This is a genomic window from Faecalispora jeddahensis (assembly GCF_000577335.1).
GTDB lineage: Bacteria > Bacillota > Clostridia > Oscillospirales > Acutalibacteraceae > Faecalispora > Faecalispora jeddahensis.
The window spans coordinates 78947-105419 of sequence record NZ_CBYL010000003.1; the positions used below are offsets into that span (position 1 = coordinate 78947).

At 52.5% G+C, this 26473-nt stretch carries 26 protein-coding genes; 12 read left to right on the forward strand and 14 right to left on the reverse strand.

Going from position 1 to position 26473, the window contains the following annotated elements:
• Positions 1 to 47: 47 nt before the first annotated feature.
• Together TY09_RS01940 and TY09_RS01945 are read right to left on the reverse strand one after the other, a co-directional pair.
• Positions 48 to 734 (reverse strand): DUF4956 domain-containing protein, encoded by a 687-nt coding sequence (locus tag TY09_RS01940; RefSeq protein ID WP_042430623.1) that lies wholly within the window; start codon positions 732 to 734, stop codon positions 48 to 50.
• The gene (locus TY09_RS01945) at positions 727 to 1500 is read right to left on the reverse strand and encodes a polyphosphate polymerase domain-containing protein (protein WP_042430626.1); all 774 of its coding nucleotides are present in this window, start codon (positions 1498 to 1500) and stop codon (positions 727 to 729) included. Before TY09_RS01945 ends, TY09_RS01940 begins: the two co-directional genes overlap by 8 nt.
• Positions 1501 to 1797: 297 nt before the next feature.
• Here TY09_RS01945 and TY09_RS01950 point away from each other — a divergent pair, with 297 nt between their 5' ends.
• The 3 genes from TY09_RS01950 to TY09_RS01960 all read left to right on the forward strand — a co-directional run bounded on the left by TY09_RS01950 (position 1798) and on the right by TY09_RS01960 (position 4576).
• Positions 1798 to 2475, forward strand: a complete 678-nt coding sequence (locus tag TY09_RS01950) for a response regulator transcription factor (RefSeq protein ID WP_009060255.1) — start codon at positions 1798 to 1800, stop codon at positions 2473 to 2475.
• Entirely contained in the window at positions 2472 to 3707 is a 1236-nt protein-coding gene (locus TY09_RS01955) for a sensor histidine kinase (protein WP_042430629.1), read from the forward strand. The genes TY09_RS01950 and TY09_RS01955 overlap by 4 nt, the downstream gene beginning before the upstream one ends.
• Positions 3708 to 3928: 221 nt before the next feature.
• On the forward strand, positions 3929 to 4576 hold the full coding sequence (locus tag TY09_RS01960; RefSeq protein WP_009060262.1) for a GntR family transcriptional regulator: 648 nt from the start codon (positions 3929 to 3931) through the stop codon (positions 4574 to 4576).
• Between the two features lie 220 nt (positions 4577 to 4796).
• On the opposite strand, the gene TY09_RS01965 is transcribed toward TY09_RS01960, so the two are convergent.
• The 8 genes from TY09_RS01965 to TY09_RS02000 form a co-directional block, all read right to left on the reverse strand.
• A complete protein-coding gene (locus TY09_RS01965; protein ID WP_042430632.1) occupies positions 4797 to 5741 on the reverse strand; it encodes a dipeptidase in 945 nt (314 codons plus the stop codon).
• A gap of 133 nt (positions 5742 to 5874) precedes the next feature.
• Positions 5875 to 7296 carry an SH3 domain-containing protein gene (locus tag TY09_RS01970; RefSeq protein WP_042430635.1) on the reverse strand — a complete coding sequence of 474 codons (1422 nt, stop codon included), beginning with the start codon at positions 7294 to 7296 and terminating at the stop codon, positions 5875 to 5877.
• A 64-nt stretch (positions 7297 to 7360) separates the two neighbouring features.
• Positions 7361 to 8473 (reverse strand): alanine dehydrogenase, encoded by a 1113-nt coding sequence (gene ald, locus TY09_RS01975; protein ID WP_042430641.1) that lies wholly within the window; start codon positions 8471 to 8473, stop codon positions 7361 to 7363.
• A gap of 36 nt (positions 8474 to 8509) precedes the next feature.
• Entirely contained in the window at positions 8510 to 8839 is a 330-nt protein-coding gene (locus TY09_RS01980; RefSeq protein WP_009060259.1) for a DUF3870 domain-containing protein, read from the reverse strand.
• Between the two features lie 350 nt (positions 8840 to 9189).
• Positions 9190 to 10518, reverse strand: a complete 1329-nt coding sequence (locus TY09_RS01985; RefSeq protein WP_009060246.1) for a TRAP transporter large permease subunit — start codon at positions 10516 to 10518, stop codon at positions 9190 to 9192.
• 179 nt (positions 10519 to 10697) lie between these two features.
• Positions 10698 to 10985, reverse strand: coding sequence for a hypothetical protein (locus tag TY09_RS18220; protein WP_147584575.1), 288 nt, complete (start codon positions 10983 to 10985; stop codon positions 10698 to 10700).
• Between the two features lie 139 nt (positions 10986 to 11124).
• Positions 11125 to 11676, reverse strand: coding sequence for a folate family ECF transporter S component (locus TY09_RS01995; RefSeq protein ID WP_242841419.1), 552 nt, complete (start codon positions 11674 to 11676; stop codon positions 11125 to 11127).
• 454 nt (positions 11677 to 12130) lie between these two features.
• Positions 12131 to 12589: a hypothetical protein gene (locus TY09_RS02000; RefSeq protein WP_042430644.1), complete on the reverse strand. Its 459-nt coding sequence runs from the start codon at positions 12587 to 12589 to the stop codon at positions 12131 to 12133.
• A gap of 404 nt (positions 12590 to 12993) precedes the next feature.
• Between TY09_RS02000 and TY09_RS02005 the strand changes: the two genes are divergently transcribed.
• Entirely contained in the window at positions 12994 to 14046 is a 1053-nt protein-coding gene (locus tag TY09_RS02005; protein ID WP_042430647.1) for an AbrB family transcriptional regulator, read from the forward strand.
• Positions 14047 to 14161: 115 nt separating this feature from the next.
• On the opposite strand, the gene TY09_RS02010 is transcribed toward TY09_RS02005, so the two are convergent.
• A complete protein-coding gene (locus tag TY09_RS02010; protein WP_242841420.1) occupies positions 14162 to 15136 on the reverse strand; it encodes a triphosphoribosyl-dephospho-CoA synthase in 975 nt (324 codons plus the stop codon).
• Positions 15133 to 15867, reverse strand: coding sequence for a GntR family transcriptional regulator (locus TY09_RS02015; protein WP_035316389.1), 735 nt, complete (start codon positions 15865 to 15867; stop codon positions 15133 to 15135). The genes TY09_RS02010 and TY09_RS02015 overlap by 4 nt, the downstream gene beginning before the upstream one ends.
• Before the next feature lie 291 nt (positions 15868 to 16158).
• On the opposite strand from TY09_RS02015, the gene citC reads away from it, so the two are divergent.
• From citC to TY09_RS02055, 8 genes are all read left to right on the forward strand, one after another.
• Positions 16159 to 17184, forward strand: a complete 1026-nt coding sequence (citC, locus tag TY09_RS02020; protein ID WP_042430650.1) for a [citrate (pro-3S)-lyase] ligase — start codon at positions 16159 to 16161, stop codon at positions 17182 to 17184.
• A 4-nt stretch (positions 17185 to 17188) separates the two neighbouring features.
• On the forward strand, positions 17189 to 17509 hold the full coding sequence (citD, locus tag TY09_RS02025) for a citrate lyase acyl carrier protein (protein ID WP_009060331.1): 321 nt from the start codon (positions 17189 to 17191) through the stop codon (positions 17507 to 17509).
• On the forward strand, positions 17497 to 18399 hold the full coding sequence (locus TY09_RS02030; protein WP_009060270.1) for an aldolase/citrate lyase family protein: 903 nt from the start codon (positions 17497 to 17499) through the stop codon (positions 18397 to 18399). The genes citD and TY09_RS02030 overlap by 13 nt, the downstream gene beginning before the upstream one ends.
• 3 nt (positions 18400 to 18402) lie before the next feature.
• Positions 18403 to 19947 (forward strand): citrate lyase subunit alpha, encoded by a 1545-nt coding sequence (gene citF, locus TY09_RS02035; protein ID WP_009060342.1) that lies wholly within the window; start codon positions 18403 to 18405, stop codon positions 19945 to 19947.
• Between the two features lies 1 nt (position 19948).
• Positions 19949 to 20524 carry a citrate lyase holo-[acyl-carrier protein] synthase gene (gene citX, locus TY09_RS02040; RefSeq protein WP_042430653.1) on the forward strand — a complete coding sequence of 192 codons (576 nt, stop codon included), beginning with the start codon at positions 19949 to 19951 and terminating at the stop codon, positions 20522 to 20524.
• A 155-nt stretch (positions 20525 to 20679) separates the two neighbouring features.
• The gene (locus tag TY09_RS02045; RefSeq protein ID WP_042430656.1) at positions 20680 to 22062 is read left to right on the forward strand and encodes a CitMHS family transporter; all 1383 of its coding nucleotides are present in this window, start codon (positions 20680 to 20682) and stop codon (positions 22060 to 22062) included.
• Positions 22063 to 22422: 360 nt separating this feature from the next.
• Entirely contained in the window at positions 22423 to 22992 is a 570-nt protein-coding gene (locus TY09_RS02050; RefSeq protein ID WP_042430769.1) for a 5-formyltetrahydrofolate cyclo-ligase, read from the forward strand.
• A 463-nt stretch (positions 22993 to 23455) separates the two neighbouring features.
• Complete coding sequence (locus TY09_RS02055; RefSeq protein WP_042430658.1) at positions 23456 to 24454, forward strand: YeiH family protein; 999 nt, start codon at positions 23456 to 23458, stop codon at positions 24452 to 24454.
• A gap of 91 nt (positions 24455 to 24545) precedes the next feature.
• On the opposite strand, the gene TY09_RS02060 is transcribed toward TY09_RS02055, so the two are convergent.
• Positions 24546 to 25253: a GntR family transcriptional regulator gene (locus TY09_RS02060; protein ID WP_009065723.1), complete on the reverse strand. Its 708-nt coding sequence runs from the start codon at positions 25251 to 25253 to the stop codon at positions 24546 to 24548.
• Between the two features lie 176 nt (positions 25254 to 25429).
• The gene (locus TY09_RS02065) at positions 25430 to 26401 is read right to left on the reverse strand and encodes an SIS domain-containing protein (RefSeq protein ID WP_042430661.1); all 972 of its coding nucleotides are present in this window, start codon (positions 26399 to 26401) and stop codon (positions 25430 to 25432) included.
• Positions 26402 to 26473 lie beyond the last annotated feature (72 nt).

The window sequence follows — 26473 nt, forward strand, 5'->3', positions numbered from 1 at the left end:
CTATGGCGGGGAGAAATTTTGCATTTGCGTTTGATCCAAGAGTCGTATTACAGCTCCTCGCGAAGATTGGAAACCTGCCCGCAGGAAATGCTCAGATTCCCATTACGGCAGCGAAGCGCGTCGATAAATTCTTTTTCCACCACCGGGGAAGCCAGCGTTACGTGGTACCGCAGCTCATACAAGCTGCCCATATTCGCGGTTTTCACCTGCACCAGCTCCGCACCCTTGGTGTATTTTTCGAACAGATCATCAAAAATGCCGTCGTAGTCACGGTCTTCCGGCAGGGTGATTTTCAGCTCCTTGCGGATTTTGCGCGGTTCTGCGAATGGAGTGGTGTACAGGACCATCGTCATTACACCGACCAGCACCAGAAAGAGCAGCGCAAAGCTCAGGTAACCCATCCCGGTGGCAAGGCCGATGGCCATTGCAAAAAAGATGCTGCCGATTTCTCTGGCGCTGCCCGGCACCGAACGGAACCGAACCAGATTGAACGCACCCATGACGGCGATTCCGGTGCCGAGGTTCCCGTTGACGAGCATGATGATCGTCTGAATGATCACCGGCATCAGGGCCAGAGTGACGACGAAGCTTTTGCTGTAGGTGTTGCGGAACATGTAGCACAGCGCCACGCCGATGCCAAGCGCCATGGAGGCCAGCGTGCAGAGAATCAGCTCATTCATCCCCACCGCAGCGGCGGTGGTGGTTGTGGCTGTCGATAAGATACTGTCAAGCACAGATGATCCCTCCCGAATGTTTTTCGAACGTTCTGGATGCCGGAACCCCCTCATAGCGGGTTCTGTATGTGTCTTTGGGAGCCAGGAACTCTTCATAGCAGGCCCCGTATTTGGAAAACGAAACCGGGTAAATCTCCAGCTCCGTCATCAGGCGGCAAAGCCACAAGGGCATGGCGCCGGGCGCCTTGATTTCCATGAGTACCAGCTCCGGCCCGATGATGGGCGAGCCAAAATCACCGATGCTTAAATCCAGAGAGGTATCGCGCCAGCGCAGATTCTGGTCAAAGGTAATGCGCAGCTCTGAATCCTCCCGCCCAAACAGCGCCGCACGGTCGTACCCGATAAACGTCTTTGGAACGGGACGGTAGAAATCCACAAACCAGCGGATTTCCTCAAAAATCTGCGAATCCCCCTGCGGCAGGCGGCCGCAGGCGAGAAAATTCATGGCTTCTTTCAGCGGGAGTGAAATCCGCCGTTTGTACACAACGCCCTTGTATTTCTTTTTCAGCTCCAGAAACACCGAATCGTTCTGCTGTGGCACACCATAGCTGCGCACACGGATTTTCTCTTTATAAACCGGTTTCTCCAGCGACATGCGGATCAACCGGTAATCCTCGGTATCCAGATACAGGTTGCAGATCGTGTGCCGTCCGTACTGGTCATGCTTCATATAAGGCGTCAGCCCCGCTTCCAGCGCGGCATACTGCGTCTGATTCATCAGATATTTCTTTTCATATCGTTTGAACACATCCTGATACTGCGTCATTTGAAATCCCTCCATCGGTCAGATTTTATACACGGCCGATCTCCCGCTGGAACAATCCATTTGGATATGTTACACTAAAGGAAAACGTCCGGGAATGTTTTGTTGTGTGACCATCATAAATCAAAAGGCTGAAATTACTCTGAAAATGCGGCTTCAGAGTAATTTCAGCCTGGTCAGTTAAGATAGCATCAAAGAGAGACTCCGGTAAATCAAAAATTCATCTGATTCATGTATAAAAGGATCTATACTTTAACGTACTATAATGGAAATTACCGGAACAACAGGGAGGGGTCGGCTGTGAATATTTTGATTGTGGAGGACGAGGTTCGCCTTGCGGAGGCTCTCGCTCAAATCATGACGGAGCAAAAGTATTCCGTGGATGTGGTTCATGACGGGGAGGATGGCCTGGCCTATGCGGAAAGCGGATTATACGACGTGGTCGTTCTGGATGTGATGCTGCCGAAACGCAGCGGGTTCGAGGTGGTGCGTGCCCTGCGCGGCAAGAAGATTGCCACGCCCGTGCTGCTGCTCACCGCTCGGGATGAAATTTCGGATAAAGTAACCGGGCTGGACTGTGGAGCGGATGACTACATGACAAAGCCGTTTTCCCCCGAAGAGCTTCTGGCAAGGGTCCGCGCCCTGGCGCGCCGCCAGGGCGACGTGGTGCTGGAAGAAATGACATTTTCTGATGTAACGCTGAATCTGTCGGCCTACACGCTGGAGTGCGGCGCAAAATCGGTGCACCTTGGCTTTAAGGAATTTGAGGTGATGCGCCTTCTCATGGGGAACCCCTCCATGATCGTGCCAAAGGACGACTTAATTACCAGGGTATGGGGCACTGAATCCGGCGCGGAGGACAACAACGTGGAGGCTTACATTTCGTTCCTGCGCAAAAAGCTGTTCTTCCTCGGCTCCAAGGTCAACATCGGCACCGTGCGCAAGGTGGGCTACCGTTTGGAGGAGGATGCTTCATGATCCAGAAGCTGCGGCGTAAATTTGTACTGATCAATATGTCGCTTGTGTTCTCCGTGCTGCTCATCGTATTCTCGGTGTTTCTGTACACGAACTATCAGCGGCTGGAAAACACCAGCAAAAACGATATGAAGATGGCATTGACCCGCACCTCTGAAAAAACGCCGCCGAAGTTTGAAATCGGCGGCAGCAAGCCGCAGGATCTGCCCCCCACCACACCGATCGTCTGTGCCGTGCTTGACAGCGACGGAGAAATTCTGAAAACCGTGGGACAGAACGCGGAAATTTCACAGCAGGTTCTGGAGCAGGCGGTACAGCAGGCTCTGGAGGCAAATACGCGGGAGGGGACGATTTCTTCTCTCGACCTGCGCTTTCTGCGGCAGGACATGCCCAGCGGAGTGAAAATCGCCTTTGCGGACAGGAGCCACGAACGCGATTCCATCCGCAGCCTTCTGCTCAGCGCGCTTTTAGTGGGAGCCGGCGGGCTGTTCGCCTTTTTCCTGATCAGCCTGTATCTGGCCCGGTGGGCACTGCGCCCGGTGGAGCGCGCATGGGAGCAGCAGCGGCAATTTGTTGCCGACGCCTCTCACGAGTTGAAAACTCCGCTGACGGTAATTTTGGCTAACATCGGGATTTTACTTTCCCACCGCGAGAGCACGATCGAACAACAGCTGAAATGGGTGGAATACACCGGCATGGAGGCAACCCGCATGAAGCAGCTGGTAGACGACCTGCTGTTCCTGGCCAAATCGGACACGCGGCGCATGCCGCAGCCCCAAACGCCGGTGGATCTCAGCAACATTGCGTGGAGCAGCCTTCTGCCGTATGAATCCGTCGCGTTTGAGCAGGGCGTTACGCTGAACAGCAGCATTGCGCCAAACCTGTTTATACTGGGGGACTCGGGCCGCCTGCAGCAGCTGATTGTGATTCTGCTGGACAACGCCTGCAAATATGCCGGTGAGCATGGAATCGTTACGCTGACGCTCGAGCAGGTGCAGTCAAAAGCCAGATTGACGGTCAACAACACCGGAGCCTTGATCCCCATGGATCAGCTGGAGCAGATTTTTGAACGCTTCTATCGTCTGGATCAATCCCGCGCCCGAAAAACCGAGGGCTATGGCCTGGGCCTTTCCATCGCAAAAACCATTGTGGAAGCGCACGGCGGAAAAATTTCTGCTGTCAGCTCGGCCGGGGCGGGTACTTCCTTTATTGTAACGCTTCCGCTTCAACCATAATTTTTATTTTGCTTCAAACTATGGCTGATTTCGGTTTTCCCAAAATTAGCCATAACTGTTTTGTTATAGTTAAATATAAATACACTTATACGAAAATGAAAAAATGTAAGTATTATATAATAAAATTGACTTTTTGTCGAAAAACAATTAAAATGATAATACACATAGGCTCGAATTCCCCTGCCCCTTAATTTATTACTGTAAGGTAAGTGAGGGCAAACATGCAATTGGAAAACCGAAATGACTCAGCGTACACCATCGTCAAGAAATTCATCATTTATGAAAACTGTACTCCCGGGGAGGCGATTAGTGAAGCAAAAATACAGATGAAATACCCCGCTTTCAGTCAAAAAGCCATCCGCGACGCTTTTCTTCTGCTGGAAAACGAAAGCCTCATTCTGCGGCAATTTCGCAAGGGATACCGAATCGCCCATATTTCCCCCAGACGCCTGCAGGACGTTTACGAAATCCGCCAAATCCTTGAACCTTACGCGCTGGAAAAGGGCATGCAGAATATTGACCGCAGCTGGCTGCTGGAAACACGTAAAAAATTCGTAACGATCTGTACCTCTCCTGTTCAGGAAAGCAGGGAGCTTGTCGAGCTTGACAACGAATTTCACATGGTATTGATCGCAAGCCTGAATAATCAGTATGCGGTGAAATCGCTGGCCAGCAGCCTGGACTATTTGACTCTGGTTCGGATGTACATGCTCGAGCAGAATCGAAAATACAGGCCGCGCCATCAGGAGCATACCGATATGATCGATGCGATTTTAAAAAATGACCGGCAGAAGGCAGTACAGCTGATGAGCGAGCATCTCGATGAATCTTATCAGCAGGTGCTCAGGCGAGTACTGTCCATCCTGTAGCAGAGGCGTCTGCGCGCGGCACAGGTACACCAGCCGATCCAATCATATTGACCTGAAAAAAGGACCGCTGAAAATTTTCATTTTCAGCGGTCCTTTTCTGTTTTTCAATTTAACCGGTGTGATCCATCACGGTAAGCACAGAACTAAACTCTGCTATAATGAGTTGCCTTCCGCCCCATATTATCATGTTCCAATTACAAGGTACCTAAAGCTTCGCTTATTACAACACACTGTCGATCACGCGCAGAGCGTTCTTCCAGCAGATTTTTTCAATTTCCTCATCGGTAAAGCCAGCGGCAGTCAGCGCATCCGTCAGCTTGTAAAACTGCGTGCAGTCACGAACCTCACAGGGGCCGGAGAAGCCGTCGAAGTCGCTTCCCAGCGCGATCACATCAATTCCCGCAACCTTGCGGATGTGCTCTATATGGCGGACCATATCGGCGATGCTGCCCTGTCCGTCCTCACCCAAAAACTTATGGTAAAAGTTGATGCCGGTCACACCGCCCCGATCCGCAAGCGCGCGCAGCATCTCGTCCGTCAGATTCCGGCGAAAATCGCGCACCGCTCTTGCATTGGAATGAGACGCCACAAACGGCCCGCTTGTCAGCTCCATCACATCCCAGAAGCCGCCGTCGGACAGGTGAGAAACATCTACGAGCATGTGCAGCTCGTTCATACGCTCCACAATCTGTTTGCCCAGCGGTTTCAGGCCCGCACCCATCACGGCGGGGTCATCCGAATTCGGGTAGCCCAGCGAGTTCTCGTAGTTCCATGTGAGGGTGATCAGCCGCACGCCCATATCGTGCAGCTCTTCCAGGCGCTCCGGAGAGTCGCCGATCACGCCGCCTTCCTCTACAGTAAGAATTCCGGAAAGCTTCTTTTCCTCCCGGTTTTGATGCAGGTCCGAGGCGCACAGCACCGGACGAATGTACTCACGATTTTGCTCCATCTCGCGCAGGTAATGGCTCTGCATTTTTTTCAGGTATTCATACGCGGCGTCGACGCTTTTAAAATCCGTCAGACGGATAAACATCGCAAAAAACTGGCAGAACACATCCGATGAGCGCATTTTTTCAATACTGACGTTCCGATCGCTGGAAAGCAGCGGCTCACCGCTCTCCAGGAGAACAGAGATGGTATCGCAGTGCAAATCAATAATAGGCATATTTCCCCTTCTTTCCGGTAGACTCCCCTGCCCCCGCAGCAAAATCATAGCAAGGGCAGGGAGTCTCCTTTTCATTTACCGCAGTATCCAAAACGGACGGCCCGGCAACATGCAGAGCAATCTGCCTCAGGTACTACGCCGGCGTTCCGATCTCCTTCGCTTTCTGCAAAGAATCCAGCCAAGAAACGCCGTTGGCGCGGCGGACTGTCAAATCGTTGATAACAACACTGCGGATTCTGGCGGTAGAGGTTGCACCGGTCCCTTCCGGCGCAAACCCACCCGTAGAGTTGATCACATAGTAACGACCGTCCACCTTTCCTAAGTAAAGCGTGATATGTCCGGGCTGATTCAGAATCGAACCGGGCTTCAGCTGATCCAGAATCTGTTTGCGCTGAGCAGTTGTTTTGCCGGTAAAATCGTACGTCAGGCACGGAATGTTCCCCTGATCCCCGGAATTTCTGGGCAGCTGGAATCCAAAGCATTTGTATACCTCATAGGTGAGAGAAGAGCAGTCTCTTGCATTGAGCATCCCGCCCCAGCCATAGGTATCGCCAAGCATCTTAAAGCTCTGTGTAACAACATTCGCTCTGGTGTAGGGAAGGTACCCCACGCTGACATCCCGGTTCATCGGCAGCAGCGCATATTCATATTTCACCATGCCGTCGGCCTGCCGCGTGGGAAGCTTTATCACGTAATTGTTCATGGGCACTCTCTCAAACACAGTCGCGGGGATTTGCTCCTTCTTTACAAGATCCATCACCGTTCCCATGGAAAGCTCCAGCTCCGACAGCGCGTCGGAATACGGGGTCTGCTCCAGGCGAACCCGGCTGCCGGTCACTACCAGAAAATCTCTGTGGACGCGCGCCTGCTCCCACAGGGTTTTGTTTTGGAACAGCGCGATGTCCGCAGCCGGAACCCAACCCCGGTAGTAGCCCGACACGGCATAGTACCATAACCCGTTGGCGGATTCATGCAGAACCACAACCGGCTCGTTGCACAGCAGCGCCGTCTCCTGCAGAATGTCATAGGCCAGATCGGTCGCTTCGTCCGTCACAACATCCTTTGTCGGGAAGCTGCGAACGCTGGTGCGGTGTACCGTCACTCCAAAGCGAACCGGGTTTTCACTGCCGATGTTCCCCAGGTTGAGCTGGCTCTGCAGACCCTGCCAGTAAACGGCCTCCAGCGCTTTTCCGTCGACATACCATTCCCCGGAGGGAACGGACGCCTGTGACTCAATCAGATTTTTCAGCTCAGAACCAGCAATCGTGTCGCCATAACTGCTCAGATCATACATGACACCTGAACCAAGTGTTTCACGCGTGGCGATGTTAAACGACTGAATCTGATCCTGAGACAGGATGACCGCGTTGGCATTCTGGATGCGGCCTACCCAATACTGAGCCTGAAGCATTTCGGGGGTCACATGTTCCGCAACGGGAACCTGAGAATATTTCAGAGACGCATCGCTGGGGGAAGCTGCAAAAACAGTATCTGGATATGAAGCAACTGTACAGGCCATTAGAACGCTCATTGCAAAGGCATATAACTTTTTCATGATACCGGGATCCCCTTTCTTCCATGTCATCGTCTGGTCTGATCGGAACGAGTGTGAAAACTATTTAAAACAATTGGTCTGCGGAACAGGACTCGATTCCGAAACCATCGGCTACATTAAAACAGGTGCACTTTCCGTTATAGGTATTGACTGCGGAATACAGCACCGGATTTTTGCGGCAGGCTTCTTCCAGCCCATTTTCTGCAATCTGCAGGCCATAGCGAAGCGTCGCGTTGGTCAGGGCGATGGTAGAGGTTCTGGGCACCGCGCCGGGCATATTGCCCACACAGTAATGTACTACGCCGTCCACCGTGTACACCGGGTCGTCATGGTAAGTCACATGGGTTGTTTCACAGCAGCCGCCCTGATCCACCGCCACGTCAACGATGACGCTGCCAGGGCGCATGTTTTTCAGATAGGAGCGTTTGACGATCTTCGGCGCTTTCTTTCCGGGGATCAACACCGAACCGATCACCAAATCGGCTTGAGCCAGCTCTTTTTCTACGGCGGAATCGGTGCTGTAAATGGTTTGAATGCGCGCGCCGAAAATATCGTCCAGGTATGCCAGGCGCGGCAGGCTAATGTCTGTGATCGTCACGTCGGCTCCCATGCCCACAGCAATTTTACAGGCATTGGCGCCAACCGTGCCCGCACCGAGGATCATCACTTTCGCCTTAGGCGTACCGGGCACACCGGAAAGCAGCATACCGGACCCTCCCATGGGTTTTTCCAGATACTTCGCTCCCTCCTGCACGCTCAGGCGGCCCGCGATCTGGCTCATGGGCGCCAGCAGCGGAATACTGCCGTCGCGCTCAATCAGGGTTTCGTAAGCCACACCCTTTACTCCGGCGCTCAGCAGCGCGTCCGTCAGGGAGCGGTCCGCCGCCAGATGCAGATACGTATACAAAATCAGATCCTTGTGAAAACACTGGTACTCCGCTTCCAGAGGCTCTTTGACCTTGACCATCATATCAACGGTATCCCATACCTCTTTTGCGGTGTCAAGTACAATGGCTCCCGCGGAACAATACTCCTCGTTGGAAAAGCCGGAGCCGATTCCGGCGTCCTTTTCCACATAAACCGGATGCCCCGCGCTGTGATACGCTTTCACATGGTCCGGAGTAAGCCCCACACGAAACTCATTGTTCTTGATTTCTTTCACGGTTCCAATTTTCATAACAGCAATGCCTCCCATTTTAAGTTCTGCCTCAACTTACTGCTGGGCAGACAAAATATCACGCAATCTTCCGTTTGCGTCGCGCAGAGCTGCCACCAGAGCCTTTTGCGAGGAACCAAAATACCGGCTTCTCACCCGATGGATCGCATCGTCCAACCCATCCAGAAGGTCGCACCCCACCAGCAGGCTTCGTACAAAATCCCTGCTGATATCGAGGATCGCATTACAAGATACATCAACAATTTGATGAGTATGCAGATCCACCACAAAAGGCAGGAAAAAAATTCCGTAAGAAATGCTGATCGGATTGTCGCTGGCTACCTTCGCGTGGCCCACCAGATACACTGTGTTTTCGGGATAATCCATACCCTGAAACCCCTTTCTTATGGTTCTGGTTCTATTTTCAGCGATTTTTTGGCATGTCTGCGGACGTGGTCATTCGTGAAAAGCGGTCTGTTCAGCAACCGCCTTTCAAGGACAAAATGAACTCTGTAAGCCCCTTGCTTTTTCATTTTGGCCGAAGGACCTCTTTGGCCAAGCGTTTCAACGGGATCCCACTTTTTACCGCAATGCAGGTTTGCTGCCTTACTGAAAAATAAAACCGTTGTTATGTTATTCCAAAAATGCCCGCAGCGTCAAGAGAACATTGCCGCTTTGCGCAGCAGCGGGCTGCAGAAACACCTTTGGATTCTACTTTTTCATCACCAATGGCATGGTCAGGTCAGAATCATTGGCCCGATCAAAGCCCAGATGACCACGAATACAATGGCTGCACCGCTGGAGATCCAGTTCGCCTCCAGCATTTCACGCGTGTTTTCGCTTTGGGCGATCCCCAGCTGTCCCATCATATTGCTGGTAGGATAAATGCCGCCCGTCAGGCGTGTCGCGGACAAAATCGCAATGGCAAACATGGTCATGGGCAATCCGCTGGAAGCAGCCGCCGCACCGAACATCTCCGCAATGATCTTGATTTCCGCAACAGCCGCCGCTTCGATTCCGAAGCCGCCTACCACAGAGGCGATCAGCATAACAGCCGTGGGGCTGGAACCGGCCGCGCCGCCCAGCAGATTCGAAATCGCGTCAAAGCCGCCGCCCAAGGTGACCAGATTCAGCAGCACGTCGATGGTGACGAACACGACAAACATTTTCGCCTGCGACGCAATTCCTTTCGACATGGATTCGACCACGTGGTCAATATCCATTCTGCCTACAATGCCAACCACCGCCGACAGGATGATCATGACGATCAGAGCGTAGCTGGTGCCCTGCTTGGTCATGATTCCATAGGCAATCAGCAGGAGGAAGGAAAGCAAAAATACGATGGTAGTGGTGCGCTCTCTGGGGGTGATGACAATTTCATTTATGTTCTGCATATCGTCCAGCCGGTAGAATTCCTTGCCTTCGGTACGGCGCTGGGTACGCTTTACTGCGAACCACATGCCGCCCAGCCAGAATATTGCAAAAGGAATCACAGCGCCTATCATCAGCTGGCCGTAAGAAAGCCCCGTGACCTCCATGGTGATCAGCGTAACACCGGTCAGCGGCCCGACCATCAGGCCGACTTCTCCCGATACCTTAAACAGCGCCGCCACCACAGTGGGCGTTACGCCCAGGGTCGCCATCAGCGGAATCAAAATCGGCGCAATGACTGCATTTCCGCCGCCAAGGGTTCCGAGCAGACCGCAGACCAAGATGGAACAGATCACCAGGGTGACTTTTGCTTTTGTCTGTGTATTGACTCCGATCCGCTTTACGATCCAGTAAACCAGCGTATGGGTCACTCTCGCCTCTGTCATTAGAACGCCAAGGCCTGCGCCCGTCATAATGATAACACCGATCAGCGCCGTACTGGAGCCCAGGCTCGCCGCAAAAGCGGAAGCAAGCATTTTCAGATCCTGACCCATCATCAGTGCGCCAATCGCGATACCTACGATAATGCCGGACGTATTGTCTTTTCCCCGGAACACCATGACGATGTAAACTGCCAGCGGAATTAATGCCAGCAGCGAAGGGGAGTGGATCAGTGACCAGCTTCCAAGTTCCATAAAATAACCTCCTCAGATCAATTTCAACCATTGTTTTCACGGCATGCGGCTCGTACCCCTGCCGAAAGACTACGGCGGAGCTGCCTGCACCGCACCCTTTCTGATCTTTGAAACTGCGTTTTTCTCTGTGTTGTCACCCCCCGCCGTACGCTGGATTCAACCTTTACAGCCAGATTGCTTTATGCAGGATTGCCTGTCAGGCAATTCATTCGCTTCTGGAAACAATACCCCGCGGATCCCCTGATAAAAACACAAAAAGGAACCCACTGTATTGCATCAAAAAATGCAAGACAACGGATTCCTTTTACTGATAGAACCGGAGGACGTCCGGCCCCAATAAATAAAAATCGTGTATTGTTTTCAGAAAACGGCTTTTTATCTGCCAGTATCTTTTGAAAAAAGGCTCCCGGCAAATCATCGGCGGTTCCTGCAGAAAATCCCGCAAAAGCAATTGCTGATTTCTGCAATCAGTATAAATGAATCCTGCACAATTTGTCAATCCATTTTTTTGAAAAATAATGGATTTGTACGGAATGACTACAAAAGAATTCAAAAATTTTCATTCATACATCGCGTGAGGAACCTGTTTGCCGAAGAGAAGAATATTCAAAAACTGCCGTTCCCTTTTGCCTTGTTGATAAATCGAAAACGTTCAAACAGCTTGAGCAGCGAGAACAAAAGCGCCGTATCGATCGGCAGCATAATCAGATTTTTAATGATGCGTGCGCCCAGCAGTATGATAAATCCATTGCCATACATCAGGGACAGCCACAATGTATTGAGCACCCAGTTCACCAGCACGGTATTCAGAATACAGGCAGTCAGAACGCGTTTAGCGGTGATCGGCTTTCTATACAGCAATTGCCCGAACAGCGCGCCGGTTACCATTGCGCTGATGGTAAAGCCGGGGAAAAACGGCCCTGTCGGGCGCATCACAAAACCCGCCACATCGCTGACAGCCCCGATGATTCCGCCCACTACCGGCCCGAACAGCATACCGCCGCCGGCAATCGGCAAAAACGCAAAGCTGATTTGAAGGGTTTCTGTAATCGCAAGCTTAAAGAACGCCAGAACCACGCTGATTGCCACCAACAGACCGGCAACAGAAATGGTAGATACCTGCTTCATCTCATGTGCGGAGGACCTGATTTGTTCCATCCAGTTTTTCAAGAAAAATGCCCCTCTCGTTGCCGCGCAGCTTCCTTTGGTAAACGCGCAGTCTTAATAGATTCAAAAATTGCCTTTTGGCACTCTCTATTATAAAGAAAAATATTGTGTGCCGCAAATAAAAGTATCACAATTGCGTCGATTTTTCGTCTACTCCCACTCAAAATCAGGCCATTTATCGTCGCTTCCCATGATGCGAATCGGTTTTTTAAAAGTTTTATGTTTCCAAAACGCCAAAATCCGTCTATTCAAATTCTTTTAATGAACCAAAAAAAGTTTTGCAATTTATTTCGATCAGTTGATAAGGAACGGCACGCAGCCCGTTAAACGGGCTGTTGACAACAAAACAGGCTGTATGCTCCTACAGCGGGAGCATGCAGCCTTATCTTGTCAGCGTTTATCGTCATTCCTCTTCGATACTTTTTCAGGATTTCTTGTGTTTCCCTCACTTTCCAAAATTAACTACCTTCCATTTGTTTTCAGGGGATTTCCCAATCAAGATCATATTCCGCTGATTATCATTTAACTCCACATCAAGCGCATAAAAAGTCCACTCGGGATAAACCGCCCACTTTGTACCAATCATTTCGAGCCAAATGCTCTCAAACTCCGAACCGTAAACAGGGTCATAGGTGTATTTTTCAACCTCCCAGCCCCGTTTTTCAACCTCAATTTCATTTTTATAGTAATCATCGGCAATCTCTTTGGCCTTTTCAATCCCCTGCTCATCACTGCCTATGTTAAGTTCGCGCGGTGTGCTGCTTTCTTCGGGAATAGAGATATCCGTGTCTGAACTGGCGGCAGTAGATTCCTCTGGTGCGGAAGTTTCACTGTTCTGCGCTGTGCAGGCTACTATTGCCAGAAAGCAGCAAACTGTCAAAAGCAGCGCCATTCTCTTTTTCATATTTCACTCCTGCCTCTCATTATTTGATATTAACCATTATAATAAATCACATTCTTATTATCAATATACAAAATATAATTTACAATTTTGTAAAATTTATCGATATTTTTATAGTAATTGGTTTTGATTGCTAGGCATGCGCGGCATTTGTGAGTGGGAGAATGGATTTGGATTGCATATAAAATAATTCTTTTCAGGGAAAGGGTGAAAGCAAAGCAGCAGAGTTGACGGGAATTGCGATCGGGTGGTATAATAATCGTTTAGACGATAAACGATCTAAAGTTGATTTGTGAATTTGTTTTATGCTATACTAATGCGGCAATACGCGTCATTTGCAGCCTGTGGGACATTCTGTGTCACGCTGCCGGCAGCTCTGTGCGCGACTGAGGGGAGGAAATGCTTCCGTGTATCTGGTTCTTACGCACCTTGTAGGCGGTGCGGGCGGCTATTGGGGAAAGAAAAAAGGGATTCCGGCCGGCGCGATGATCGGCGCGCTGCTGGCTGTGGCACTGATGAACACTCTGGTAGGACATGCGGCCCATTATCCACCCAACCTGCGCGTGATCGTACAAATTCTGTCGGGCCTGATCATCGGCGGCCGTTTTACGCGTGAGGACGTGAAGGCGCTGCGCGTGATGGGCAAGCCGATTTTGATTCTTCTGACCATGATGTTCACCTTCACGATCCTGTTCTCCGTGCTGATGCAAAAAATATCCGGTCTTTCTTTCATGACCTCGCTGTTTGCCTGCTCGCCGGGCGGAATGTCGGACTTGTCGCTGATTGCGGTCGACTTCGGCGCCAGCACCGACAAGGTGATGCTGCTGCAACTGTTCCGGTTTGTCATTGTGGTCATGTTTTTTCCCAATATCATCAAAAAGCTGTATCTGAGCACCTCTGCCCCCCCCATCTCTGTGGAGGACAGCGAGGCGGAACCCAAGGAAGAAGACTCCTCCAGGCAATTTTCTCCGGAAAAGCTGAAAAAATTTGCGGTTTCTCTCATCGTATCGTCAGCCGGCGCGCTGCTGCTGCGCTTTTTGGGTGTTCCGGCCGGCGCAATCATCGGTGCCATTCTTGCCACAGTCGTTTTGAGCGTGGCTTCGGATCTGCTCTCTTACCCGTCTTTTGTCAAGGTTCTGTCCCGCGTGCTGGCGGGGTGCTACATCGGCAGCCAGATCAGCCGGGCTACCTGGGCCGCTCTGGGTGAACTGGTCATTCCAATGATCATCATGGCCGTAGAGGTTTTTGTCATGTCTTTTGTCACGGCATACCTGTTGAGCCGTTTCACCGGGATGAACAAAGCCACCGCGCTGTTTTGCTGCACTCCCGGCGGAATCGCCGAAATGGGGCTGATTGCCGAAGAGCTGGGCCTAGATACCCCGAAGATCGTTTTGATGCATTCCTGCCGGTTGATTTCGGTCATCTGCCTGATTCCCGTTTTGGCAAATATTTTTACCTGAGGATGGAAAACATAGCAAGGGCGTCTTTCTTTCGCTCCGAATGGAGCAGAAGAAAGACGCCCTTTTTATTTGTCCGGTTTCTGTGCATCGCTGCTCAAAAACTATTTTTTAAATATCAACAAATCTTTTTATCCCTGCTGCTCTCATCCATCTGATCGGAAGCAACCGGACAAAAACGTTCCGGGAACTCCCGCTCCAGCCACAAGGCCATCAGCGTCATGGAGAGCATGTCCGCCGCGCCGCCCGGGCTGATATTTTTGCGGATGAACTCCTGATCCATTCGCGCCGCCTCCGCAAGCAGCATCGCCGGCGAAAGGTCGGGTGCTTGCAGCAAAGCGGCCAGGTGCTCCCGAACCTGCCTCTGCGTTTGCAGATCGGAACGGCTGATCAGGTTGGTATCCTCCAAATTGGCCATAATATGAAACAGCGCATAAATTCCGGCGGCGTCAATATCCCAGCCCAATGCACCGGCCTTGCGCAGCGCCGGCAGGCCATGCACGCGCGCCGCAGGAAACCCATTGGCCGCCTCACCGCGCACACCCTCAATACGGTACTGGCGGTATAAACGTTCGCCGTTTGTTTCCGTTTTTTCTTTCGGCGGGTGGTCGCCGCAGGCAATTTTCGCGCACAGCGAAAACAGCCGCTCCACCGGAACACAGTGTGACTGGTTGTACAAAAGGCCGCAGGCGGCGCAGAAAATCCCCATGGAATACACGATTCCCTTGTGGGTGTTTACCCCCCCGGTTGCGCGAAACATTTCGCGCTCCGCCTCGATACCCGGCGCGCGCAGGTGCGGCAGTAGCCGCTCCGGCGGTATCCGGCCATGGCGCATCGCCTGTGCGGTAATCTCCCGAAAATAGCTGGACAGCGCACAGGCGCTGTCCAGAAAGGTAAACAGGTTCATATCGCGGTGGGCGCCGTTGTTAAAACGGTCTACCAGGCCGGGCTTCGGCCCAATGCACACCTCATACAGCAGCGAACGAACCGCCAGTTTTGAAATTTGGCCGCAGTAAGCTTCACGCGCGGCACGCTCTGCCGCCCGCCGGGCATGGCCCGCCCGCATGGTTTCTCTCTGATTTCGCCGTGTCATTCCATCCTCCGGTACAAATCCTTCAGGTCATCCCTCATGTTTTCCTGTGAACGGATGATTTCACGCATCACAAATTCCTTGGAATGATTCAGGTGCTCTTTTACGATCAGCGTGATCAATTCCTCGTCCTTTGTCTGCATCCCGCGGTAAATCAGGCCGTGTTCTTTCACGGCAAGACTCCGCCTTTGAGCGTCGTACAGAGAAATGTCGCGAAAGCGAGAGACGTATTCCAGCATCTTGCCGACGACTGCTTCCAGTCTTTGCATGCGGGAAAAACGGTATATCAGCGCGTTGAAATCGGTACAATAACGGATGACCTGCTGAACCTCTCCCGCCTCGTTCTTCTCTGCCATGTTGCGCAGCAGTTCCTGCATTTCGCGGTGATTTTCCGGCGTCATGCGCTCCATGGCGGCAATGGTCGCCATGGTTTCGAGCGCGATGCGGATCTGATAAATCTCTTCTGCATCCTCAATCGTCACCCGCTTGACCACCACGCCGTATTTGGGGATATACTCCACCAAATCTTCCTCCGTCAGCTTTTTGATCGCGTTTCGGATCGGCGTACGGCTGATGTTCATGTAGTCGGACAAGACCTTTTCGTTGAGTCTTTCGCCGACCGGAATCACACCCTGAATGATTGCTTTTCTCAGGCCCTCATACACCATGTCGTTGAGCGGTCTGTTCTGCGATAAATTGATGATTTGCACCAACCTGCTTAAATACTCATGCACAAAACCACCGTCCTTTAATGATAATCATTATAAGGGTATATTCGATTGTTTGTCAATTTTATTTATACGTAAAAAAAGCAATAAAAAAACACCAAGGACATCAAAAGCACACCCACCCTGTGATTAATTAATGTATAATGTCCACAGACAAAGCAAAAAAGCGCAAAAGTGATTTTGACAGATTCGAGTAAAAACTCTTCCTTTTACGACAAAGTATTGCAAAAATATCCTAAAACCATACATTGCCGTTTTTCAGGGGGATATTCGGTTCTGAAGAACAGGAGCCACGTTATGGAGTACGAAATCAGGCGTTTATGGATCGACCGTGATCCCCGCCAAAAACAGCTTTGGCAGAATCTGCTGCAAAGCAGCGGCATCCGTGCGGAGGCCGCCATCTCATACTGTGCAGGGCTTTTCTTTGAAGACCAGCTCGTTGCAACCGGTTCTCTGTATCAGAACATCATCAAGTGTGTGGCAGTCAGCCCCGCGCATCAGGGCGGCAAGGCGGTCAGCATTCTGCTTTCCCACCTGCTCAGCACCGTGATGGAAAACGGCAGCTCCTCCTGCTACGTGTACACCAAGCCCCAGGCGGCCCGCTCTTTTGAGGAGCTGGGATTTCGGGAGCTGGCCCGCGTAGACGATCAGCTGGTATTTATGGAGAAAGCCATTTACGGCTTCCCGCAGTACCTGAAGGATCTGGAGCGGCAGCGGGTCCCCGGCCAGGCGGCCGGAATTGTGATGAACGCAAACCCGTTCACACTGGGGCACCGTTATCTGGCGGAAAGAGCCGCCAAAGAAAACGAAACGCTGCATCTGTTCGTTCTGTCGGAAGATCTGTCCGCTTTCCCGGCCAGTACCCGGCTGGAGCTTGTCCGGCGCGGAGTTCAGCATCTGCCGAACGTTCGTGTTCACCCCACAGGGGATTACATGGTTTCTGCCAAAACGTTCCCTTCCTACTTTTTGAAAGAGGACGTTCAGGTGGCAAAGGTTCAGGCCACGCTGGATGCGATCCTGTTTCGGGATCATATCGCCCCGGCGGCGGGGATTACCCGCAGGTACGTTGGCGAAGAACCCCTATCTCCGGTGACACAGCTATATAATGAGTCGATGAAAGAGGTGTTTCACGGAGCGATTGATTTAGTCATCCTCCCCCGCATCGAACAAGGGGGAAACGTCATCAGCGCTTCCCGTGTAAGGGATCTTCTCAAACGGGGAAAAACAGAAGAAACGAAAGAGCTTGTTCCAGAAAGCACTTACGCCTACCTGATTTCTCCCGAAGGAAAAGCACTGATTCAGAAATTGCAGCAGGAGGGATAAACACATGCCGCTTTATCAAATTCAAAAACCGGCAATTGCCGGCACGCTGGAATCTTCCGATATTCAGATCATGATCGACAAGAATGACGGCGAGGGAATCGACATCAACCTGACCAGCAGCGTAGAGCACCAGTACGGCCGGCAGATTCGCGAAACGATCTGTAAAACCCTTTCGAACATGGGGATCGACAACGCGAAGCTGACCGCTGTGGATAAGGGCGCGCTGGACTGTACCATTATCGCCCGCACCATTGCGGCGGTACATCGGTCGTGCGGAATTACCGAGCACTATGATTGGGAGGCGATCGATTCATGGAACGTTTAAGAAGAACAATGATGTTTTTGCCGGCGAGCAATCCCGGCATGCTGAAGGACGCGATCATTTACGGCGCGGACTCCATTATGTTTGACCTGGAAGACGCGATCTCCCTGGCGGAGAAGGACACTTCCCGCTTTCTTGTTTTCCAGGCGGTAAAAACCTTTGATTTCTCTTCTACGGAAACCGTTGTCCGCATCAACTCGCTGGACGCAGGTGGCATAGACGACGTGCACGCAATGGTGCGCGCCGGCATCGACGTCATCCGTTTGCCGAAAACGACCTGTGCCCAGGATGTTCTGGACACCGAGGAAGTGATTCTGGAAGCGGAGAAAGCCTGCGGCCGTGAACCCGGCTCCACCCGGATGATGGCGGCTATTGAGGATCCCCGCGGCGTTTTGGACGCGGTTGCGATCGCCCATTCCAGCAAGCGCCTGATCGGCATCGCGCTGGGATCCGAAGACTACGTTACCGCGATGAAGACCAAACGCTACGCAGACCGCAACAGCGAAGAAATCTTTTTCGCCCGCTCCATGATCGTCCACGCCGCCCGTGCAGCCGGAATCGCCGCGCTCGACACGATCTTTGCCGATGTGAACGACATGGAAACCCTGCGAAAGGAAACCGAGTTTGTCCGTCAGCTCGGCTTTGACGGCAAGTCCGTCATTCATCCCCGCCAGATCGCAGTGGTCAATTCCGTTTACACCCCGAGCCAGAAGGAAATCGACAATGCGCTCAACGTCTTCCGCGCAATTGAGGAAGCCAACGCCAAGGGCTCCGGCGTCATCGCCCTGAACGGCAAGATGATCGATAAGCCCTTTGTAGAGCGTGCGGAGCGCGTGCTCGCGCTGGCCAAAGCCGCCGGCGTTTATACCGGGCCGGAAGGACAGGAGGGTTAAGCAATGGAAACGGTTAAAAATGCAGTGGGCCGTGAAATCCCGAAGGAATACGCAGACCAGTACGGCGTGTTCGAGGGCCAGTACGCCCGCAAAAACGAATATAGAAGAGCGGCCGGCAAGGTGGTGCCCACCCTCCCCGGCGAGACAAAGCTCGTTTCTTCCCTGCGGGAAGCAATCGAGAAATCCGGCCTGAAGGACGGCATGACGATTTCGTTCCACCATCACTTCCGCGAGGGCGACTATGTTTTGAACATGGTTATGGAAGAGATCGCCAAAATGGGCATCAAAAACCTGAAGCTCGCCGCCAGCTCGATCGCCAATGTGCACGAGCCTCTCATTGAACACATCAAAAGCGGCGTGATTACCGAAATCACCAGCAGCGGCCTGCGCGACAAGGTAGGCTCCGCGATCTCTCACGGCCTGATGGAAAAGCCGGTCGTCATCCGTTCCCACGGCGGACGCGCGCGCGCCATTGAATCCGGCGAGATTCATATCGACGTTGCTTTCCTCGGCGCCTCGAGTGCGGACCCTTACGGCAACGCGAACGGCTCTCAGGGCAACGCGACCTGCGGTTCCCTGGGCTACGCCAAGGTAGACGCCGAATATGCAGATAAGGTCGTAATCATTACCGACCACCTGGTCGATTACCCCAACACCCCCATCAGCATCTCCCAGACTCTGGTGGATTATGTTGTGGTGGTAGACGCGATCGGCAATCCCGACGGGATTGCAAAGGGTGCAACCCGCTTTACTTCTGACCCCAAGGAGCTTTTGATCGCGGAAAATGCCTGCAAAGTCATCACCGCCTCTCCTTACTTTAAAGACGGCATCTCCTTCCAGTCCGGTTCCGGCGGCTCCACCCTGGCGGTCACCCGCTTCTTAGCAGAGAAAATGCGTGAGAGCGGCATTACCGCAGGATACCTGCTGGGTGGCATCACCAGCAACATGGTGGAACTGCTCGAAGAGGGCCTGGCCAAGAAGATTCTGGACACCCAGACCTTTGACCGCGGCGCTGCGGCCTCGATCGCCCGCAATGAGAACCACTACGAGATTTCGGCTTCCTTTTACGCCAACCCCGGCAACAAGGGCGCGGCGGTGAACCAGCTGGATGTCGTAATGCTCTCGGCACTGGAGGTCGACACAGACTTTAACGTGAACGTCATGACCGGTTCCGACGGTGTGATCCGCGGTGCCTCCGGCGGACACAGCGACACAGCGGCCGGCGCAAAGCTGAGCCTGATTCTGTGCCCCCTGCTGCGCGGACGCATCCCGACCATTGTGGAGCAGGTCAACACCGTCATTACCCCCGGCGAGGGAATCGACGTTGTCGTTACGGAAGTCGGCATTGCAGTGAACCCCCGCAGAAAAGACCTGCAGGAGGCCCTGAAAAACGCCGGAGTGAACCTCTTTACCATGGAGGAGCTGAAAAACAAGGCCTATGCGCTGGCCGGCACACCCGACCCCATCGAGTACGGAGACAAGGTCGTGGCTCTCATCGAGTACCGCGACGGCAGTCTGATCGATGTGGTAAGGCAGGTTAAGCGCTGAGATGAACACGGCAGAAATGTTCGCACACGGAGAGACTCCCGAGCTCGATGAGGTTCTTCTGAACCGCGAGCGGCGGGTACAGTTCATTGAGGAGCTGCTCAGGCGCTTCCCGAAAAGCTGTGTGATCTCTCTAAAGTGCAACATTCCCGGGCCTATCAAAAGCAACGGGGAAATTTTAGCTTTGTTCGATTACGGAGAAAACCGGATTCGTGAAATCCTGTCGAACCAAAGCTGGCAGCCAAACTACCAGAAGCGGCTGAGCCTGCGCACAGGGCCGGAAGCTTTCTGGGTCATCCCGAAGGATTCCTTCGAGGTGAAGCGTAACATGATTTTATTTGAGGAAGAAAAACTGGGCAGATTGTTCGACGCGGATGTGCTGGATCAAAAGGATGGGCTTGTGCGGACTCGAAGCAGAGTGGAACTCGGCTATGAGCCCAGACGATGCCTGATCTGCGATCAGGATGCCAGAATCTGCGCAAGCAGACGGCTTCATCCGGTCCCCGTGCTGCAGCAGCGCTTGATTCAGCTGCTGGCGGAAAACGCACGGGAGCTGGAGAAGAACGGATCCACGCAGTGAAACGCGGAATCGTAACACAGCACGCTGGCTTATTTCCTTTTTGGAATGTCTCCCGGCAACGGGAGCCTTCCGCCTACATAGTCCGGTCAGGCGTGCATGCACGTTCGGGAACCATTGTCGCCGGGCATGCCCAACTAATTTGAGGAGGATCGCTTATGTTTTTAACTATTTTAGCATGGGTTATGATCATCGTATTCCTTGCGCTGGTCATCTCCAAAAAAATGCAACCATTTACCGCTCTGGTACTGGTACCTATCGTATTTACACTCTTTGGTGCACTGGGAAATCAGTACACTGAGCTGGTGGCAAAGGCCAAAGAAGTTCCTGTTGCCGATGTAACCATCTGGGATCAGGTTCGCATCATCGGTGATTGGACTGCGGCCGGTCTGAAAACGACCTCCACCACCGCAATCATGCTGCTGTTCGCCATTCTGTTCTTCTCTGTGATGCTGAATGTGGGTCTGTTTGATCCCGTCACCAAGTTCATCATCCGTCTGGCCGGCGGCGACCCGGTAAAGGTTTTGGTCGGCACCGCAGTGGTTGCTGCGATGGTCTCCCTGAACGGCGACGGAACCACCACCACTTTGATCGTCTGCACCGCGTTCATCCCGATTTACCAGAAGCTGGGTCTCAAGATGATGAACCTCGGCGTTCTGACCGTTCTGATGAACACGATTATGAACCTGCTGCCCTGGGGCGGACCGACCGCCCGCGTGATCTCTGTGCTGGGCGAGGTTTCTGAACAGAGCATCCTGAACGCTCTGCTGCCCGGCATGGGTGTTGCCATCATTTACATGCTCGGCGTCGCTTACTATCTGGGTCTGAAGGAGCGCAAGAGAGTCGGCATTCAGCACCTGAACCATGAGGAAATCGAAGCGCTGACCAAGCCCGCTACTCCCGAAGAGGAAGCCCTCAAGCGCCCGAAGCTGATCTGGATCAACGCGATCCTGACTATCGGCGCGGTTGTTATGCTGGTTCTCGGCACCTTCCCGTCCGTCTTTATCTTCCTGGTTGGCACTGCTCTGGCTGTCCTTATCAACTATCGTTCCATTAAGGATCAGAAGGCCCGTATCTCCGACAACGCCGGCGATGCTCTGCAGGTATCCATCCTTGTTATGGCGGCTGGTATCTTTATGGGTCTGTTCACCAACTCCGGCATGTCCGACGCTCTGGCTTCCAGCATGATCTACCTGATCCCCGAGCAGATGGGCCGCTGGTGGGGTCTGGTAACGGCGGTCATCTCCGCACCCGGTACCTTCTTCCTGTCCAACGACGCGTTCTACTATGGCGTGCTGCCGGTATTCGCAGAGGCCGGTTACCGTTACGGCTATACCGCTCTGGAGCTCGGCACCGCATCTCTGCTGGGCCAGGCATTCCACCTTTTGAGCCCCCTGGTGGCTTTCATTTACCTGCTGCTGAACCTGACCGGACTGGACATGGGCGAGTGGCAGAAACAGTGCGCGAAATGGGCCATCGGTATCTTTGTCATCTTTATTGCTATGGCGGCTATTACCGGGTCTGTGCCATTGTTTAAATAACCTTCTCCTTTTTTCAAATAAGTTTTGCCCCCAGGCAGGGCGCGGTGCTTTCGTACCGCGCCCTGTTCCTGTATAGCGATACAGGCCGCCAAAAACTGTGCAAGACAAGACGGCCATACGGCAAAGGAAACCGTATACTCGTTGTATATGGATAACCTTACGGGATGCAGCTATCTTGCGGGCACACAGTACCCCTAAGGGTACACGGCAACACAGGAAGCAAAGTTGTTTTACCATTTTGCGGCCGCGCAGCTTTCCCGGCGCCCTGTTGATATGCCGGTTGCAATCGAACCGCAGACATGCTATGCTAAGGCAGGCGGCGCTTTTGGGGCGCCCTTACAGCAGAAAAGGAGGCTCCTTATGTCTGTTCCGGAGGAAAAAAAGAAACTGCGTGCCGAACTCAAACAAAGAATTGCGGCACTGACCCCAGACTATATTGAAGAATCCAATCGAGGGATTGTACAGAATATCCTCAGTCACCCCTGCTACCAAAAAGCAAAAACGATTTTTTGTTTTGTCGGTACTGCCAGCGAAATCAACACCAGCCTCTTGATCGAGCAGGCGTTTTCCGACGGCAAGCGCGTCGCGATTCCGCTCTGCATCGGCAAAGGCATTATGGAAGCGCGGGAAATCCATTCGCTTGCTGAACTGCACAGCGGAATGATGGGAATTCTGGAGCCCGCTGCGGACAGTACACTCGTCACCCCAGCAGAAATCGATTTTGCGATTCTCCCCTGTGTTTCGTGCGACAGACAGGGAAACCGTCTGGGTTATGGAGGCGGCTATTACGACCGCTTTCTTGGACAGGCGTCTTTCTGCTCGGTTCTGATCTGCCGGGAACGCCTGCTTTGCGAGCAGATTCCGACAGAGCCGCACGATATTGCCGTCCCGGTCGTGATCACAGAGGCCGGCTGTTTTTCTCACGAATAATCATTTGCAGCATTCCTCACAATCGCTTTTTCGAGCAGCCCGAACGGGCTGCTTTTTTTATTGATAAAAACCTGACCCGCTGACGAAATCAAAGATTTCGAGTGGAGCCCAATAACTTTAAGACTCGAAGTAAGGGTATGTACCACCGCTTGAAGGCGAGAGATTTGAGCTGCATATTTTTAATTATAAGTAATCTATAATGCACAAGATAAAATAATCATATTTTACTTATTGATTAGTCGGCGTTATAATAAGCAGGCAAAGAAAGCAAGGCCCATGCCTCGGCACAAGCAAGCGTGTACTGCACCAGCAGAAATTTCCGTGCGAGGAAATCCGCTAAAGCTTTATCACCTTTAAGAGAAGGTGATTTTCTTCGCGAGTGAAAAACTTTTCCGCATCCAGAAAACAAGTGAAAAAGATAGAATTTCTGCTGATCAGCAGATAACATAAGGAGTGGTAGTCCATGGATTCAGTCATTAAAAAACTGCCCGGAATCTCGCTGGCGGCGATCATCGCCGTACCGGCATGGATTCTGGGCCAACAATTCCCGGTGATCGGCAGCCCGGTACTCGGCATCCTGTTCGGCATGCTGCTGGCATTCTGGAAACGCCCGGCGGCATTTCAGAGCGGCATCACCTTCACCTCGAAAAAGCTGCTGCAATATTCCATTATTCTGCTGGGCTTCGACATGAACCTGTTCCAGATCTTTAAGGCCGGCAGCCAAACCCTGCTGCTGATGGCCTTTACCCTCACCGCCACGTTCCTGGGAGCGTATCTGATCGGTAAGGCGCTGAAGGTAGACCGCGATACGAATATCCTCATCGGCGTTGGCACGGCGATCTGCGGCGGCTCGGCCATCGCGGCAACGGCCCCCGTCATCGGCGCAAAGGATGAAGACGTAGCGCGCTCCATCTCAACGATCTTCTTTTTCAATGTCATTGCGGCGTTCCTGTTCCCGTTTTTGGGACACACCATGCAGATGTCGGATTTTCACTTCGGCCTGTGGGCCGGTACTGCCATTAACGATACCTCTTCCGTTGTGGCGGCGGGCTACACCTTCAGCGACGCAGCGGGCAATCTGGCGGTCATTGTCAAGCTGACACGCACGCTGATGATCATCCCCATCACTTTAGTGCTTGCTTTTTACACAGCCAAACGGCAGTCGCGTGCAGGCAATGCGAATTACAGCTTCGCAAAAATTTTCCCGTGGTTCGTTCTGGGCTTTGTCGCGGCGGCGATCATCAACACCTTTATCCCCTTCCCGACGGGAATGGGAAAGGCACTGGCCACCTTCGGAAAATTTGTGATCGTCATGGCAATGGCGGCGATCGGCCTGAACACAAATCTGGTCGATCTGGTCAAGCACGGCTGGCGGCCAATCGTGCTCGGTCTCTCCTGTTGGGCGATTCTGGCGGTCACTTCGCTGGCCGTGCAGTACAGCCTGCTAAGCTATCTATTATAATGAAAAAGGGATGCGCACAGCAGCAGCTGTGCGCATCCCTTTTTCTCTCTCTTTTTTTACGGTGGAAGAAGCTCATTTCACAGTATGTTCTTTACAGATACAGCGTGAATCGTTCTCCGTTAATGATCTGCGAGCAGACATAAACCGGCTCGCCGGTTTCGACATAGGCCGTGCTCTTTACCAAAAGGAGCGGATCATTTTTGCTGATGTTCAGCAGCTTGCCCTCCGAAGAAGTGGCGCGGCAGATTTCAATCTGCTTTTGCGATTTTGCTACGACCACGTTCGCACGCTCTCTGAGCACCTCAAACAAGGAGCCGTCCAGCGATTCTTCCAGCAAAAACGCGTATTTCAACGAGAAATAGCTGTTTTCAATCGCCATGGGTTCCAAATTGACAAACCGCAGGCGCGAAATAAACACCGTCTGCGACCCGGCAGGCAAGCCAAGAGACTGCACGATCTTATCCGACGGCACAACCAGCTTATGCTCCAGCAGCCGGCTGCCCGCGGTCAGCCCCGCCATCCGGCAGGATTCCGAAAACCCCATGATTCTGCGGTAATCCCTCCAATATTTCGGAACCGCCACAAAGGTGCCTTTCCCCTGCTTTTTCTCAACAAAACCAAGAGCGGCCAGCTCGTTTACCGCCTTGCGGGCAGTAATCACGCTCACGTCGTTCTGTTTGGCCATATCCACTTCAGAAGGCAATTGGTCCCCGGGCTGATAGTATCCGCCACCGATCTGATCTTTCAGCTTATCCATCAACTGTTGATACAAGGGTGTGATCGCCTTGGATTTCAACATTCTGAATCTCTCCCTATGCAAGCCGGCTCTGGCCGATTTGTATTGAAGGGATCAAAGTGCGAAACAAATTCGCTCCCAATCCCATATCTACCTTTTTAGTGTACTTCATGGAACAGGAATATTCAAGTACAACTGAGGCAATTTGCCTGTTTAACAGCCAAGCAAAGCAGGAAAAATCAATATTCCACCTTCCACATGTAGCGGCGGTCGTCCATGGAACGCCCGCGGATTTCCGCCATCTGCAAAACGAAGAAGCGCTCGAGCGGAATCATGACGGCAGAATTGAAATACTCCGAAACACTGCTGTCGATCTGAGAAAGTCCGGTGTCTGCCGCGTCGATGACCGTATAGTTTTCTGAGTAGGTTTTCAGGAATTTCAGCACCCTCTCATCCAGAAAACGTGTTTTTCCCGTGCTCATCAGCAGAATGATCGGCAAGCGCTGATCCGTCGTTTCAAACGGGCCGTGGAAATACTCCCCGCTGTGCAGCATCACCGCGTGGCGGCACTGCATCTCCATCAAATGGCAGCATGCCATGGTGTAGGCTGTGCCCGTGAGCGGACCGCTGCCCATCACGTAAAAGATTTCTTCGTCCTTGTAGCGCTCCCCAAAAGCCTTTGCGGCGGGCAGCATGCTCTCTTTTGCCTCAGCAACGATCGAATCGATCTTTCCATAAGCCTGCATTGCCGCATCATAGTGGGCATAGCCCTCAAACTGATACAGAATCTCAAACACAAGCTTTAAGGCCAGCGCCTGATTCGCCTCGGAATAGACCTGGTCATCCCCGTTGGAATAGACGACCGCGTACTTGCCGGTCTGGGCCATGGCGGTGTCGGGAAACCCGGTCATTGCGATGGTGTAAGCGCCTTTTGCATTCGCTATTTTGACCGCTTCCACGGTTTCGGCTGTGGCCTTCAGCGAGCAGATCACGCAGATGCAGCGGTTATCTACCGATTCGGGCGTTGCGTAAACAAACTCGTTGCTGTTGAAGATGCCGGTTCCGATATTTTTCGCTTCACACTCCATCAGATATTTCGCAGGATAAATCGCTGCCTGCGAGCCGCCGCATGCGACAAAATACACCTTTTTCAAACCACCGGACGACTCCATTTTCCCCTTGATGTCCGCGATGATTTCCTTGATCTCCATAAAAATCTCCTCTCATTGTTGCGCACCGAACCAAGCCCGCCGAAAAACAGGCCCGGCCGGTGCACAAGTTCC